The 15,169-nt window shown below is 53.5% G+C and carries 10 protein-coding genes; 3 read left to right on the top strand and 7 right to left on the bottom strand.

The window, feature by feature from the left end; translation table 11 throughout:
* Positions 1 to 2: 2 nt before the first annotated feature.
* The 3 genes from SH528x_RS14330 to SH528x_RS14320 form a co-directional block, all read right to left on the bottom strand.
* Complete coding sequence (locus SH528x_RS14330; RefSeq protein ID WP_442511197.1) at positions 3 to 2,009, bottom strand: alpha-amylase family glycosyl hydrolase; 2,007 nt, start codon at positions 2,007 to 2,009, stop codon at positions 3 to 5.
* On the bottom strand, positions 1,990 to 4,203 hold the full coding sequence (locus SH528x_RS14325; RefSeq protein WP_442511196.1) for an HAD-IIB family hydrolase: 2,214 nt from the start codon (positions 4,201 to 4,203) through the stop codon (positions 1,990 to 1,992). The genes SH528x_RS14330 and SH528x_RS14325 overlap by 20 nt, the downstream gene beginning before the upstream one ends.
* A gap of 282 nt (positions 4,204 to 4,485) precedes the next feature.
* On the bottom strand, positions 4,486 to 5,439 hold the full coding sequence (locus SH528x_RS14320) for a carbohydrate kinase family protein (RefSeq protein ID WP_442511195.1): 954 nt from the start codon (positions 5,437 to 5,439) through the stop codon (positions 4,486 to 4,488).
* Between the two features lie 1,104 nt (positions 5,440 to 6,543).
* Between SH528x_RS14320 and SH528x_RS14315 the strand changes: the two genes are divergently transcribed.
* Positions 6,544 to 7,347, top strand: a complete 804-nt coding sequence (locus SH528x_RS14315) for a DUF1559 family PulG-like putative transporter (protein ID WP_442511194.1) — start codon at positions 6,544 to 6,546, stop codon at positions 7,345 to 7,347.
* A gap of 226 nt (positions 7,348 to 7,573) precedes the next feature.
* Complete coding sequence (locus SH528x_RS14310; RefSeq protein ID WP_442511193.1) at positions 7,574 to 7,933, top strand: hypothetical protein; 360 nt, start codon at positions 7,574 to 7,576, stop codon at positions 7,931 to 7,933.
* Between the two features lie 464 nt (positions 7,934 to 8,397).
* Here SH528x_RS14310 and SH528x_RS14305 read toward each other — a convergent pair whose 3' ends face one another.
* Entirely contained in the window at positions 8,398 to 8,829 is a 432-nt protein-coding gene (locus SH528x_RS14305; RefSeq protein WP_442511192.1) for a 6-pyruvoyl trahydropterin synthase family protein, read from the bottom strand.
* A 185-nt stretch (positions 8,830 to 9,014) separates the two neighbouring features.
* Between SH528x_RS14305 and SH528x_RS14300 the strand changes: the two genes are divergently transcribed.
* Positions 9,015 to 10,013: an SMP-30/gluconolactonase/LRE family protein gene (locus SH528x_RS14300; RefSeq protein WP_442511191.1), complete on the top strand. Its 999-nt coding sequence runs from the start codon at positions 9,015 to 9,017 to the stop codon at positions 10,011 to 10,013.
* A gap of 93 nt (positions 10,014 to 10,106) precedes the next feature.
* Here SH528x_RS14300 and SH528x_RS14295 read toward each other — a convergent pair whose 3' ends face one another.
* The 3 genes from SH528x_RS14295 to SH528x_RS14285 form a co-directional block, all read right to left on the bottom strand.
* Complete coding sequence (locus tag SH528x_RS14295; protein ID WP_442511190.1) at positions 10,107 to 12,179, bottom strand: cytochrome c3 family protein; 2,073 nt, start codon at positions 12,177 to 12,179, stop codon at positions 10,107 to 10,109.
* Positions 12,180 to 12,266: 87 nt separating this feature from the next.
* The gene (locus SH528x_RS14290; protein WP_442511189.1) at positions 12,267 to 13,088 is read right to left on the bottom strand and encodes a hypothetical protein; all 822 of its coding nucleotides are present in this window, start codon (positions 13,086 to 13,088) and stop codon (positions 12,267 to 12,269) included.
* Positions 13,089 to 13,093: 5 nt separating this feature from the next.
* Complete coding sequence (locus SH528x_RS14285) at positions 13,094 to 14,905, bottom strand: cyclic nucleotide-binding domain-containing protein (RefSeq protein ID WP_442511188.1); 1,812 nt, start codon at positions 14,903 to 14,905, stop codon at positions 13,094 to 13,096.
* Between the last annotated feature and the right edge of the window lie 264 nt (positions 14,906 to 15,169).

Here is a 15,169-nt window from a genome sequence, read left to right as displayed (position 1 = left end):
GTTCACACTCGCATTAACCACAAAGTTTCGTAAGCATCCACCACGATATCGTCGCTCGTGCCAAATTCGCGATCAGTCAAAGCGTCTTTGAAGAATCGACCGAGCCCGACGGTACGCAATCGATTGCCGTCCACCGATTGTGGTTGATCGGTAAAGTTAGCGATCACGATCAAGCGGTAACTTTCATTGATGCGAATGAAGCTCAGTAGATGTTTATTGCCCGTCGCAATCAGTTCCATTTGTTGTCCGGCCAATGCGGGCAACGCCTTTCGTGTCGCAATCAATTTTTGCAGTGATCGAAAGATGCGTTTGCGAATCGATCCGCTGCCCGAGGCGATTGTGTCATTCAACTCGTGCAAAAATTCCCACTGCATCCGCGGTCGATGCACCCAACGCGTGTCACCAGCTTTGGCGGGGTCTTTGACGAAATCGTAATCGTTCAACATCCCCCATTCTTCGCCCAGATACAGTAGCGGAATGCCTCCGATGCTGAGCGTGATGCCTTGCAGTAGCAGCATCCGGCGAATTGACATTTCTTTTTCGTGTTCGTCGCCTTCTTCGATCGCGTGCTCAAGTCCTGCCAACGACGCCAGCGTGCCGGCGATTCGCATGTCGCCCGTTTCGACATTCTCTTGAAACGGGACACCACGAGCAAACGAGTCTTTGAATTGCCCGGTGTAAAATTGATTCAAAAATTGGCGATGGTCGTAGGCATTGATCCCCAACGCTGCGGCGTCGGCATCGTCGAACGTCCAGCCGATGTCGTCATGACAGCGCAGATAGTTGACCCAGCCTGTATGCTTGGGCAACTTGTGTCGATGGCTCAACGATCGAGTTAGCAAGCGTGTCTCGTGAGTGGCAAGCGATTCCCACAACAACGCCATCAGCGTCGGGTTGTACGAAATCTGGCACTCTTCGGGACTGATGTATTTAACCACGTCGTCGGGATGCACAATCGCTTCGGACTTGAACAACAAACTCGGCGTCGCGATCCGAGCTAGCCGGCTGAAGGCTTGAATCAGCGTGTGAGCTTCGGGCAGATTTTCGCAATTGGTGCCCATTTGTTTCCAAACGAACGCAACCGCATCGAGCCGCAAGATATCGATCCCGGTGCTCGAGATAAAGTACATCTCCTCCAGCATCGCACGGAACACCGCTGGATTGCTGTAATTCAAATCCCACTGGAAACTGTTGAACGTCGTCCACACCCAACTCTGCATTCCGTCGTGCCAGGTGAAGTTTCCACGGCGTACGGTAGGAAAGATCTCGCGGAGTGTGCGTTCGTATTGATCCGGCAGCCCACGATCGGGAAAGATGTAATAAAAGTTCTGGTATTCCGGGTCGCCCGATTGTGCACGTTTTGCCCAATCGTGGTCATCCGAGGTGTGGTTAAAGACGAAGTCCAGCACCAACACGATTCCGGCCTTGCGAAGCTCGTTTGCCAAGTTCCGCAAGTCATCGATCGTCCCTAGTCGCGGGTCCACGCTGCGGTAGTTGCTGATCGCATAGCCGCCATCATTGTCGCCTGGGCGAACCGCAAACAACGGCATCAGGTGCAGATAGGTCAGCCCGAGTTCTTTGAAATAGTCAATCGAATCCGCCAGCTTGCCAAGATTTTCGCTGAACAGATCGACGTACAACGCCCCCCCCACGATTTTTTCCGAAGCGAACCAATCGGGTTCGTTGATCCGGTGTCGATCGAGTTCACGGAGTTCTTCGGGGCGATCCAGCCACGCGTGGGCCGACGTCAGCAGGATTTGCTCGAGATGATAGAAGAAGTCGTACCGAGTGCCGTACAATTGGAACAACAGCCCAAAGAGCTCTTCCCAATTGTCGATCAGACGCACGCCGAATTCATGACGCAGTTCTTCGTCGGCGTCATTCGCGTCCCAGAACGCTTGTAGCCGAGGCGACAAACGCTGTAACGAAAGATCGGCTTCGTAAGAGAGTCCGCTGGCGTGCGACGTGCTGCTGCCGTTGCGGATTCCTTTAGGATTCGATCTGATCATTGGGAATTACGATATTCTCTAAAAAATTGTAGTAGTCGATGCCTTCGATAATACCTCGCGCGTGCGGTTGCTCGGCAAAATATATTCGAGGATGGTTGCGAAGTCGATTCAATTCGGGACTGTAGTTGGCGACGACTACCCCCAGACTGCGGCCCTGCAACATGCCGGCGTCATTTCCGCTATCGCCAGCCACCAGGACATGTTCGGCCGAAAAGCCCCATTTCCACATCAAATGGCGAATCGTCATGTCGCTGCCGCCGCGAACGGGAATGATGTCAAGATACATGCCCAACGACAACAGAACCTTAGCACGTAATCCAGCCGATCGCAGATGTTTCTTAATCTGCATCGTAGACGGCGCCACCTTATTGTCTATCTCATAACTGATTTTGAACTCGGATTGGTTCGAGTCGTCCTGGCGAAATAGACCCGGTATCTCGTCCAACACCTTGCGAATTTCGTCGGGTTTCCACGCATAGTTAATCTGTTTTCGCCAACTGCGGTCGGGAGTCAATTTTTTTCCGTAATGCAGCTGCGTGCCGGCATCGGTGTCGATCACGTCGGGACGCGGCAGCCCCAGTTCTTCGATCAATTCCATCGCACTATCCAACCGCCGACCGGTCGCGATACCAAAACCGATGTGGTCATGTTCCTCAAGCAACGCAGCAAATTGGGCAAGTGCCTCGTCGTCGCCGGACAACGTATTGTCGAGATCGGTCACAATCAAGCGATCAAACTCAGGCAACCGCCGAGCCCGCGGGGCGCTGACGAGCGCCGGAACCGACGAATGCTCGAGAATATCGTCCAAATCACGCAGATAGCGATGAGCGTGATTGCTCCACGAGTAATGCTTGCGTGTCCCTTCGATCCCGGCCTTGGACCATGCTTCCCACTGCTCGGGCTCGGTCAACGCGCGGAGCAACGCTTTCTCGATCATCTCGCCATCGACCGGATCGATAAGCAGCCCGTTATTGCAATTCGCGATGATGTCACGAGGCCCGCCATCGTTGGTCGCCACAATCGGCACCCCCGTCGCTCCGGCCTCTAACAACGTCAAACCAAATGGCTCGGTCAAGGCGGGGTTAATGAACACGCCCTTGCCTTGTGCCGCAAAGCGATACAAATCAGGCACATCGCTTGGCGAGTGCGTTTTCGGATAGGCAACGTGTCCATACAGATCGTATTTATCGATTCGGTGCAGGACGCTATCGAGGACGCGACGTTGTGCCTTGGGTAATTCCAGGATGTCGTCTCGTGACCCCATCACCAAAACTAGGTTTGCCAACTTCTGAAGCTGCTCGCTTTGTCCATAAACATCAACAAGCTTGGTCAGGTTTTTGCGTTCATCGGGCCGCGCCATCGTCAAGATCATCGGCTTGTTTGGATCTCGCAAAAACGGATCCAGCGCTTCGGCGATTGGAGGACGTTTCCAATCCGACGTGGCCGGAGAGAACCGTGACAAATCGACGCCCGGCGGAATTACCTCCATGCGTGACGGCACGTAATGGTCATACAGTTCGTATTGCTGCTGAACCTCTTGCGTCGTACTGGTCACGACCATCGACGCGGTCTCCAGGGCGATTTCTTCGGCTTCGGTGCGAAGCGAAAACTTGTAACGCCGATCCAGCGATGCAAGATTGTCTTTGTCCAGCGACAAGCGTTGCCGCTTCACCCGGCCAAGCGAGTGTCCCGTGAAGATAAAGGGAACGTGCAACAAACGGGAAAGCTGTGCCCCGGCGAGTCCCGCGTCGGCATAGTGACCGTGGATGATGTCGGGAATCCCCGTGCGACGAAAATGCACGAGTGTCTGGTCAATAAAATGGTCAACGTAGGGCCACAGCGCTTCCTTCTTCAAATAACGCTTGGGACCAAACGGGATGCGAATCAGCTTGGCGTTTTCGCTGATCTTCTCTTCGAGTTGTGCATAGTCGTCCGACACCTTTGGATCGATGATCTGGCGAGTCAACAACTCGACTTCGCGGACATTCGGTTGCGACGCGAGTTCGCGAGCAAGTTCCAGCACATAAATCACTTGGCCGCCGGTATCTGCATCACACCCCAACTCGGGCTCGTGTGCGCGAATCAATCCGTGCAAGCTGATCAACGTGATCTTCAATCCGTTTTCGCGGTCGAGGAGTCGATTCGATCGCGAACTCTTAATCTCAGCAGGCTCTTCAGGCTTCGTTTCAGGCATAACCTTGACGTTTCTGTTGGAGTAGTTGAACAACAATGATTGAGCGGGCAACAATGATTGAGTGGGGATTGCTAAGTCGCTATTGTAGCGTGCGGCGCATCGAAAATGATGTCCCCATCACTGCAGCGAACGACGTCGGCTCCTGTTTTTCCAACGTTTTACACGTCGCAACCAGAGAACTCGTGCCGTATTGCTAACATCCCCGACGCAATTGGGGCCGAGGCTCGCACCTTACCCAGCGTTTGACGGTCCGGGGCTGACCCTTCGTGTGCGATTGACTCTTTATTCCAGTTGGTAGATCGACTCATCGTTCGAGGTGGCGCCTCGCAGACCGCAGATACGCGACGCGAAACCAACGGCGCGATCGATGACTTGTTGGTAGGAAATCCCCGCCAAAATCCCATCAATCGTGGCTGCCGCAAAACCATCCCCCGCGCCCACCGTATCGACCATCGATTCCGGTGGCGGAGCCGATGCAAAATAGGTCTGGTCATGCGTGATCGCGTAAGCACCCCGTGCACCACATGTGATAAAGTAGACCACCGCAGCGCCATACAGACTTGATACTTTTTCAACCGCCCGTTTGACATCATCATCCGTTTCACACGGCATTCCCGTAATACCTGCAAGCTCTTCGTCGTTTAACTTGACGAAGTCAGCTCCCTCAAGCAGTTCGGGCAACCATTTCGCGTCAAACCACGGCTCACGAATATTAATATCGACAAAGCGAGACGCGGTCGAATTTGCGATCCAATGCTTCAGTGTGTCACGCGTTTGCTCGCCTCGCCACGCGAGCGTGCCATGATAGAAAACCGAGTGTTCTTCGTAAGCCGATGATCTCGATCCGAAAGTATTTCCCGTGTCGCCGGACGAAGGATTTACTTCGGGGCACTGAATGAAGTCGTAGGCACGCGGGAAGACAATCTCGTAAGAGGGTTGCCCATTTTCGAGCGAGACCTGGACCGCCCCCGTTTGATGTTCCGGGTTGGTTTGCAGACCGTCAAGTTTCATACCCCAATTCGCCATTCGTTCTTTGATTTGTTTTCCTTCTTGGTCATCACCTACTGACGACACAAACGTCGGTTTGCGACCAAACCCCTGCAGATTCCATGCCACATTAAACGGAGCTCCGCCAAGAATACTGCGTCCATCAGGAAAATGATCGAGCAGTACTTCACCAATAACGAGAGGCGAGCCACGGAACTCAAGACTGGTTTTGGGGGCAGTGGAATTCATGGGATCCCGTTTATTGCGTTAGTGGTTGGCATCGCGTTAGCGATTGGAAATTACATTGTACGGGATTGCGACGCGAATGCGAGTTGCGTCCGCCCAGAGACGTTGCGTCCAGCCAGAGACGTTGCGTCCAGCCAGAGACAACGTGCAACGCGAAAGCGAGGCTAAGACTGGCTCCGGCGTGTGCACCTGTCCCCTTTCTACGAAGAACTTCGTTTAATGAAAAATTGACCATCGTCGATCAAGACCTATCCCTCGGCGAATGACTCGGAACCGACGGCAAGAGCGACAGGCATCTGAGCGAGGATTTTAAGATGCCCCTATGCGGTGTGAATCATTGGCGTAGTGGGTCGTCAAAGAAGACGCCCGACCAAAATCGACGTCGCCATGCACACCGTAGCCATGCTCGCCAAAGCGTTGACTGATTCGATGGATATCAACCAGCTGTCGACGGTAACTACCGTATCGTTCTAGGCACGCTCCATGCCATCGGACACATACGAGGGACTAACCAGGTAGGCAGGAATCATTGGGTAAAATCCCGTTAGCCGTTTGGCGCTAGCCCCGGTTCAGCGCCGGAACCGTGGCTTGCGGGCTGTTGATTTAATTGAAATGAAAGTCACATAAGTGAGCCATGGGCCGTAAGGCACCGGGTAATGCGTGGACCCCGGCCGCTCGCGCGCGAGCGGCTCACTAAATCAAAAAGCCGCTAGCGCCAAAACGGCCAATGTACTGAAAGACTCCTGCCTCACTTCTTACAATCTGTAAGGAATGTGTGCGAACGGAACCAGTTGGTAGGAACGCAAATGATGTGCCTCGAAACCTCACTACTTTTTTTTAAATGTGTGCGTTGTATTGAGGACTTACTATTTCCAGTAGTGTTTTTTTCTGTGTCTTATAATTGTAGAAATTTGCCAACCTTTTACTTGCAAATCATATAACTTAACGATACAAAACTCAGGAGTACTAGGGACACCCTATGCGTTCTGCAGTGGGGAACTAAAAACAAGTACGGAGTGACGCTGAGAGCGTGTGGTAGCCATGGCACCCAAGCATTTCAACCGATTCGTCAGTACTGCATCGACAAACCCGAGTGGATGTCGAGCAATGAATCCCCGGCGTCAACGCGGCTTTACGCTCGTTGAATTGCTAGTAGTGATCAGCATCATCGGTGTACTCTTATCGCTCAGCATGTCCGGTGTTCAAGCAGCGCGCGAAGCTGCACGACGAACACAATGTTCAAATCGCTTGCACCAACAAGCTTTGGGGCTGCATCAGTTCCATGCTACTTTTAATACGCTTCCCCTCGGCAATGATCGCTTAGGCCTACGCAACCAATCATGGTGTTCCGCGATCCTAGGCAACATCGAGCAAACGGCAATCGCTTCGTCCTACAATCGCAAACTTGCGTGGGACGCCTACCCACTAAATGCCTCCCTCAGCAAGACCGTTATCCCCACATTCCGCTGTCCGTCATCCGTCTTGGACGTCGAGGGCGATACCGACTACGCCGGCATGATGGGCAGCGCATTGGCATCCGAGCGTGCTCAAGCGGGAGTCGATTTAAACAACGGCGTTCTGATTTCGTCGTCGCCTCGAAGGTTAAACCCGGTATCTCTACCTGAAATCATCGACGGCACGAGTTACACCATTTTCATATGTGAGGTCGTCGATCGGCTGCCGGAGTCGTACGGATTGTGGGCCGATGGCCGTAACACGATCTCTCACGACAACGGTGGCATTAATATCGACAATAGCGGCGAAATTTTCAGTTTTCACCCAGGCGGGGCGCAGGTCGCGTTTTCCGATGGTGCGGTGAGATTTTTGACTGAATCCACCGACGAAAACCTGATTGGCGCCTTGTGCTCTCGCTATGGTCACGAGTCGGTTAACGAAGTTTTTGGTCATTAGCAACATTTGGCCAACAACACCAACACGCCACCCACGTTCCCTCCCCAACCTCAGTTCGCCCACCTTGAAAGGAGTATTCACCGGTCTCGAAGCGTTCCCCCCAAGGTGCCGAGTGAATTTGCAAGTCACCGCAAAGTTCGGAACTTGTTAATCAAGCAGCCTTGGTCCTCAGCTAGTTTTCACTCCAAGTTTCAATCCCTGTATCGCAAACAAAGAGAGTCCTCAGATGTACAAACTATGTCTTGCTGCGTTGATCGCATTCGCTGTTCCGTCCGTTGCCACCGCAGGCGGAGGCGGAAGTAAAGAGCTAGGAAAGATTCGTGTCAACAACGACAGCCAACAGGTCGCCTATGTAAGTGTTGACCCAAGCGATGCGTTGAAAAACGCGAACGCATCCAACTTCACCAAACTTGGCGGACGCATTTTGAATCCAGGTGAATCGACTGAGTTCAAAAATCTGAAAGATGGTTTCCACTCGGTTGTCAGCGCACTCCGCCCCGTCAATGTAATCCCCACCCCCAACGATTTTACGGAAAAGAAGTTAGGCGTTAAAAAAAGTAACACTACTTTCGTCGCCGCGTTTTGACGATCGCAGCGACATGACTAATCAGGTTGATGCGAGTAAGTTCCATCTTAATTTCTGGTTCTCAGGCTTTGCCTGGGAACCGACTGCCTTGCAGGCTCTGTGTGCTTGAACTTGGTAGACAAGGCGGAACCTCGGGTGCAGTGCGTTCCATGGCAGTGCCCAACGTCGTGAAGGATTTCCTGGTAGCTACCTTCGCCAGAAGGTGGTGATTCGCGTTTGACGCCAACAATCCACGCTCTGGCGAGCGTAGCTACGAAACGTCAATGCTGTAATTTTCCAGCCTAAAAATCGCTCACGGCGTTGGGCTTCTGCCTAGGTACGAGGGTTTTGATCGCTGGCGAGTCAACGTACCGAACCTATTCAACTAAACAGCGTCAGTTAAACGGCCAGTCCTATACAGAGATATCTGTGGGATGGGCCGTTTTTTTGTTTGTTAGTTCGAGCTGCCACTTTCGGAAAAAAGCTTACTGGTCCAAGTCCACTTCGGCACATGTCTCTTCACTTTCCCACAATCGGACTTTAAAGGCCGCAGCGCCGGTACCTTCTAGAATCTTGGGACACACTTCGTTCAACAAATGCAGCGCCATGTTTTCGGCAGTCGGGTTGGACGCCAATTCGTAGATGCGATGAGGCTCGGACGAGCGGATTGCGGCGAGTCCATTTTCGTCCTGATCCCACAAGATAAACGCGTGGTCCCAATTTTCATCCAGCCATCCCTTGCACCGTTTTTTCAACAGTTTGAAGTCCAAGATGCGGCCGACCGAGTCCTGCTCGTGGCCGGTGACATAGATTTCCACCACATAATTATGCCCATGCAAATTCTGGCATTTGCCTTCGTGACCGACCAATCGGTGGCCCGCACAGAACGTAAATCGTCGCATGATGCTCAGTGACATCGTTTATCTTCCTCGAATCGATACAAAATCCGTGCTGCAATCCGCAGCATGATGGATTGAAATAAGGGTGAATCTGCTTCATCGGCATCATAGAGTATGTCTTAATCATCGCGAATCGGCCTGGTTTCTTCGCCGTCAAGAAAATGGCACACTATGCGAGCGTTAGGGTCACGGAATGATCCGTGATGAAACTGTCATCCACCGATACCAAAATTTTCAAAATCATGCCTGAAACTAACCAAGCCACCGCACTCAGTGTCCCCACAACCGATGCATTGCGTTTTTTGCCCGAAGGCCCGTTCGCCCTCAGCGACAGCCAATTCTCGTGGGTGGGAATCCAACACGGATCGGATTCGAAAAATGGCTCGCTGAATCTGTACAATCTGGCGACTCAGACAAACCAGTCATTTGACTTGCCGGGGCGGCCAGGATTCGCGTTTCCCTGTACGACCGCGAACCGATTCATTGTCGGTTGCGAGCGTTCGCTTGGTTTCTTTAACACTGCGACGGGAATCTTTGAGTCGTTTCAGGATGGTATCGACGGCGACGTCGAAAATACGATCATCAATGACGGTACTTTTTATGAGAACAATTTGGTTTTCGGGACCAAAGACCTCGAGTTTGCCACGAAAAAGGCAGGACTCTACTTGTATCGTGGTCGCGACTCGAAACTGATTCGCTTGCGAGACGACCAGATTTGCAGCAACGGAAAATCGATCGTCAAAAACGCTGACGGATCGCTCAGTCTGTATGACATCGATTCGCCGACTCGCCAAATCGTCCGTTACGACTTGGACATTGACGCCGGGACGCTCAGCGATCCCACGGTCGTCATCGACCTGACTAAAGATCCCGCGGTCCCTGACGGAGCAATTCTGACCCCGGATGGCAAACAGATCATCGTCTCCATGTTCTTGCCGGATGTTGCCGACTTTGGAACGACCCGCATGTACGACATCGCTTCGGGCAATCTAGTGCGTGAGTGGCAAACTGCCGGGTCGCCGCAAAACACATGTCCTGCACTCGTTCGGCACGAGGGCAAGATTCAATTGGTGATCACGACTGCGGTAGAAAACATGAACGCCGAAGCAAAGGCGAAATGTCCCAACGCGGGGCAGTTGTTCTTAGCGGAAACCGACATCGAGGATGCTGGCGGCCCAATCAACCAGTTTTATCCCGCGTAACGTAATTTTCCGTAGCGAAACTCGCCAAGAGTTTCGGGGCCGCGAGGACGGACGAAAGTCTTCGCGACTTTCGCTACGGGGATGTACATCACATCAAAACGAATCGACGTGATAGCGATGGCATTTTGTGCACGATTCGCCAGCTCCGTGCGAGGTATGGCAGCTTGCACACGCCTCGAGTTTGATCGGCTCGAAATCGAGCCCGCTCTCGCCGACGCGGTGGCAATGCACACAGTCCGTCAAACCAGCAATATTCATGTGCGGTTTGTGCGAAAATTTTGTGAACGAGCGGCCTTGGCCCACCAACGGCGTGCTCAACCAATTCCCGGCACCTTGCGAGGCCGCAGGGTGACATGTGATACACGCGGCGACCGTCCTGTTGGCAAGCATCCGTTTGCGAATTGGATCGTTCGCGGGCAACGCGCCGAGCGTTTCGATTGCAGACCGGACCACCGGATCCGCGTGCCCGCTGCCTCGATAGACGATCGCCATCTTCAATTCATCGCGGTACCAGCCGCCAACGCGAAGCATGCGACTCGGGTCAAAGCGATCGTCATCCGGTGCGGCCGACGCACCTGTTTCCGCTCCGTTGTCTGCCAGCGGATCCGCTACGAGTGGATCCGCACCGAGCAGATCGTCATCACCTAGCAAGCCATCGTCGCTAAGTAAATCGTCGGCCAGCAGATCGCCTGTAAGCAAATCGTCACCGCCACTGATCTCGTCGCTAAGCAGTAAGTCGTCGTCCGAGCTTGGTGCAAGCAAATTTTGTGACGTGGCGACAGTGCGGAACAGTTGTTTCTGGTTTCCTCGTTGCTTGGCATCGGTGACACGATTGCCAGGGTTTAGAAACCACATCCGATAGCTGTCCGACAACATTTGCGGTGGGATCGATCGAATCACATTTGTCAACGCTGGCGACGATACCGCGGTCGCGTTGGCTCGTTCAAGCAAAGCCGCTTGCCCATCTTTGGCAATGTCTGCCAAAAGCTGACGATGCGCGGCGGCAACGATCGTAGCAGCAACCGATTGATCGCGTGAGTTGGTATTGAGGCGGCTGAAGTCCCGCAATTCGATCATTCGCAACGCGAAAGCGACATCGGGATCGTTTCGCAAAAACAGTTCGGTTAGCGGAGCAACGGTGCCATCAAAGAACCCCGTCGCAGCGACAGGCCATGACTGGATTTCAAGGGACTGCGACTCAGGGATCGTCGGCAATGCGAACAACTCGACGCCGTGATCCGATTCCAACCGCAACGCTTCGTCGTGGCACGACTTGCAGGCAAATTCATAACGAACGACACGGCTCAGTTCGTGGTTCTCATCTTTGACGTGACAGTCGAGACAACGAAACTCGGTTGCAGCGCCGCCATTGCTGGATGCAGGAAAATGTTTCATCGCGTGAGAGGAATGATCAAACGCGATTTTGCCTCCACGTCCGTAGGGCCAATCGGCCCATTGCGGGTGTGACGCCGCAAAACTTCCGAATTGATCGCTGTGGCATGTTTGGCATTGGGCATCCGTCATCACCATCAGATTGGCATCGGCTCCGCGATGTTCACGATGGCACGCAGCACATTCGAGGTGCTCTTGATCGACGCCGATCGTGGCTCCCGCGTGACGGATATTGCGAGTCGCCGAGATTGTGGACGATCGCAGTGAAAGCATGCGAATTTGTTGGCGTGCTTCCTGGGGCAAATTGTGAGCTAAACGAGCCGATTGGCGATCAATCGTGCTGTGATGACAATCTAAACAGCGATCCGTTTGCGACACGTGGTCGTGCCCAGCACCCCCGAGCCGAAACCACGATGACGGCTCCAACGATGCTTGCGAATGACAGGCCGCACATCGTTTTTCGCTAAGCGTGCCTGCCAAGATCTGTGCGTGTGGCGTAATCAATTCGCCCGGCTTGAAATAGTCAGAAACAAATCCTCCCTGACTGATCATCAGCAGCATGACAACCGCGATTGCCACGACAACCAATCCCAATGCCTTGCGGCGGTTGAGCCACGTTCGCCGAGGGCAACAGGGTTCCGCTAATGGACATGTGCCCAACGAACTTGGACCCGCCGGGCATTTTTTGCCTGAAGCATGGACACCGCAAACCCAATGATCGCCGGGGCGATCGATCGTTGGCGGCTTGGGCAAATGGACGTTTTCGCGAGGCATCGTATCAGAATGTCGTTGGCGGGGTGGATCGTCGAACGGATGAGCCAAATGAAATGGCGTTGCAGAAGCGAGCAGTCAATCAGTCGGCTACATAGTAAAACGCAGCGCTACGACAGCATGGATGATCGCACCGCCAAAGAGCAGCAAGGAGAGCACGCTGTGAACGACCACCCATGACCGCAGACGCAATTGCAACGCATACTGATAATCAAGGTCATCACGTTTGCGGACGAGGGAGGCGAATTGTCCGGCAGTTGATCGCGATTCGTTTTCCAAATAGCGGTCGAGTTCGCTTAAACCCGACAACAATCGCCGTCGGCGATGTCCGGTTGGCAACATGACGTAGGCAAGCGTTGGCGAGGACGCAAAAAACGGATTCAGCACTTTGCAATAAAACGATTTCAACACCGTCACCGCAGCCTCGTCGCCGTTTCCATCGATCAGCCGACCGGCGGCGGTGGCGATCTCGTTGCGGTGCCATGGAATTTGCTCGAAGCGAAACTCGCCACTGACGGCGGTCAATCGCCGCGGCAACGTGCGACTTGCGTACAACCCGTAAAAGCCACTCACCGAGACGATCAAAAACAATATCGATAGCGTGCATTCAAATTGTCCTGCGGCGATAAGTGCGGGAACATGGACCGCATAGACTCCGGCAGCGAACAGCCCACTGTACAGATGGATCTGCGTCCAAGTACTGACGTTCCCAAGTGGCAAAACAGGCAACCGCCGCCGAATTCCTAGTAGCATCAACAAGCACAACGTCGCCAGCAGCGTGAATCCGGTAAAGTAGCTTGCGTGTCCTAGCCGGTTTTGTTGCCAACGACTGATCGTCACGACAATCGCAATCGCGATCAAAGTCACAATCACAGAGAGACGTCGTCGCGTTCGAAAATGAATCGGTTTCATGGGTGCTAACTCCGGCGATCGAGCCACTGCGTTAGCGGCGCCGACTCGGTCAAATCAATACGAACCAAGGCGTCATGCGGACAAGCCGATGCACACGCAGGACCATTGGGCTGGGTACTGCACAGATCACACTTGGTCGCCTTGGTGATCGGTTTACCCGTTGTCGAATCGCAGTACGGTTTTCCGCTGCGATCACGAATACTTGCCATTTGAATATTTTGATAAGGACACGCATTCGCACACGTGCCACAGCCAATACAGATCGGTTCATGAATCGCGACCACCCCGGTATTCACGTCACGCGCGATCGATCCGGTGGGACAGCCAATCATGCACACAGGATCTTCGCAATGCATACACGCTTGCACGAATTGCAAGCGATCGTGAATCAAACCTTGGCGAGCGAATCGTGGATTGCCGTCATTCACGCTGGCGCATGCTTTGACGCAATCGTCGCACCGAGTGCATCGATTCAGATCAATGACCATCGCTTCTTGGCCATTGTTCAAGCGATTTTGCACCACAAACTCGAGCAGTTCTGTTTGCTGGAATCCGGTCCCGGTCACAATGGGCAAGTCATTGCCGCCGTCACGTTTTGACTTTGGCAAGCGAGTCTGCGTGCGTCGTTCGGTGTCGGTGGTTGCCGAACCCGTGCGAGCCATCAATTTGGCGACAGACTCGGGCAATTCGCTGCGACGGATATGAGGCAGTATCGCATCCACAAAAACTTCCGCAGGAATCGAAAGCGTGTCGAGAAACCCGATTGCTCGCAGAGAACGCTGCAACGTTTTGGGAGGCAAAGCTTGTTGCCGAAGTGAATTGTAGGCAAGTTCTTCGAACCCAAAGATGTGGCCTTTGCCTAGATAAGCGGTGGTTCGATGCGATGCACCGTAGCTCTGCGAAAGGCGTCCGAAACCGCTACGAACGATCACCAATTCCGTTGGCAAATGCCCTTCTTCAGCCACAACCGGTTCGGAACGAATTTGATCGGCTAATGGCAAAGACCGTTGACGCTTGTAGTCGTTGTCCCATTCCATCCGACCGAACGAATTCAACCCTGTCGCAGCGGCGACTCGCTGAAGATTCTCTTCGGGCAGATAGCGAAGGATCGGGATTTCTCGTAAATGGACCGGTAGCCATTGTTCGCGGTAATGCGCATCCAAGGTATCGGCAAACGCCTTGTCACGACGGAACATCCGCAATCCTTGCCAGCGTATTTCCAGCAACGTTGCTTCGTTTTCCGCGATTACGGTCGCCGTGCGCGGTGAACGGTACATCGCAGCGACTTCGCCAAACAGTTCACCTGGGCCGAGCGAGACGTGCTCGTGTTCACGCATCACCAGATCGAAATCTTGCAAGAAAATCGCTTGCCGGTCATCGAGCGTGCGGATCGTTCCTGATGAATTCGTCCGCGTTGGAATGACTTGGTGGGGATCGCGGGCTTCGGGAACAGGGCTGCGGAACATGAATCGTCGCAGCGCTTCGGGCCAGCTTAACTTTTCTTGCGGAGTCCGCCCTAGTTGTTCTTGCGACAGCGAATCGACCATCACACCGACGCTGCCTGCGATGACAAGAAAGGCGCTGTTGCCGTAGTCGCCTTCACGCACCAGGACCTCGCCCGCTTCGCAACGAATCAAGCGACAATCGTTCCGCAGGATGCCTTCGAGTGGCGTCGTTCGAGGAAACGATTTTAGATCCATCGAGGCGAATGGTTCACGCGAGCGCAGCCATGCCACGTCTGCGTCGTTCATCGACGCATCCATTGGCTTGTCCCACCGCTGGGGGCGTCGCACGGTGATCGCTTCGGAGTGGTTCATGAACGCTCTGATACCCCGTCCCGCATTTCAAAGTCAATAGAAATGCTGTGAAACAAAGTTTCACGCCGAGAACGATTTCGTAGCGGAACTCGTCAAGAGTTTCGAGGTATTTTGCTGCGGGACGAAAGTCTTGACGACTTCCGCTACGCCAAAGAAGCACGAAGGCTTTAAAAAAAATCGTTCACGGCGTTAGGCAGGAGCCTGGGAACGAGGAATTTTTGGTGGTCGCATAAAGGTTGCGCTACTGCAAAACCACGAAAGGAC

The organism is Novipirellula methanifontis, assembly GCF_052161655.1.
Taxonomy (GTDB): domain Bacteria; phylum Planctomycetota; class Planctomycetia; order Pirellulales; family Pirellulaceae; genus Novipirellula.
The sequence above is the reverse complement of the archived record's forward strand: the minus strand, read 5'-3'. Positions and strand labels throughout refer to the sequence as shown.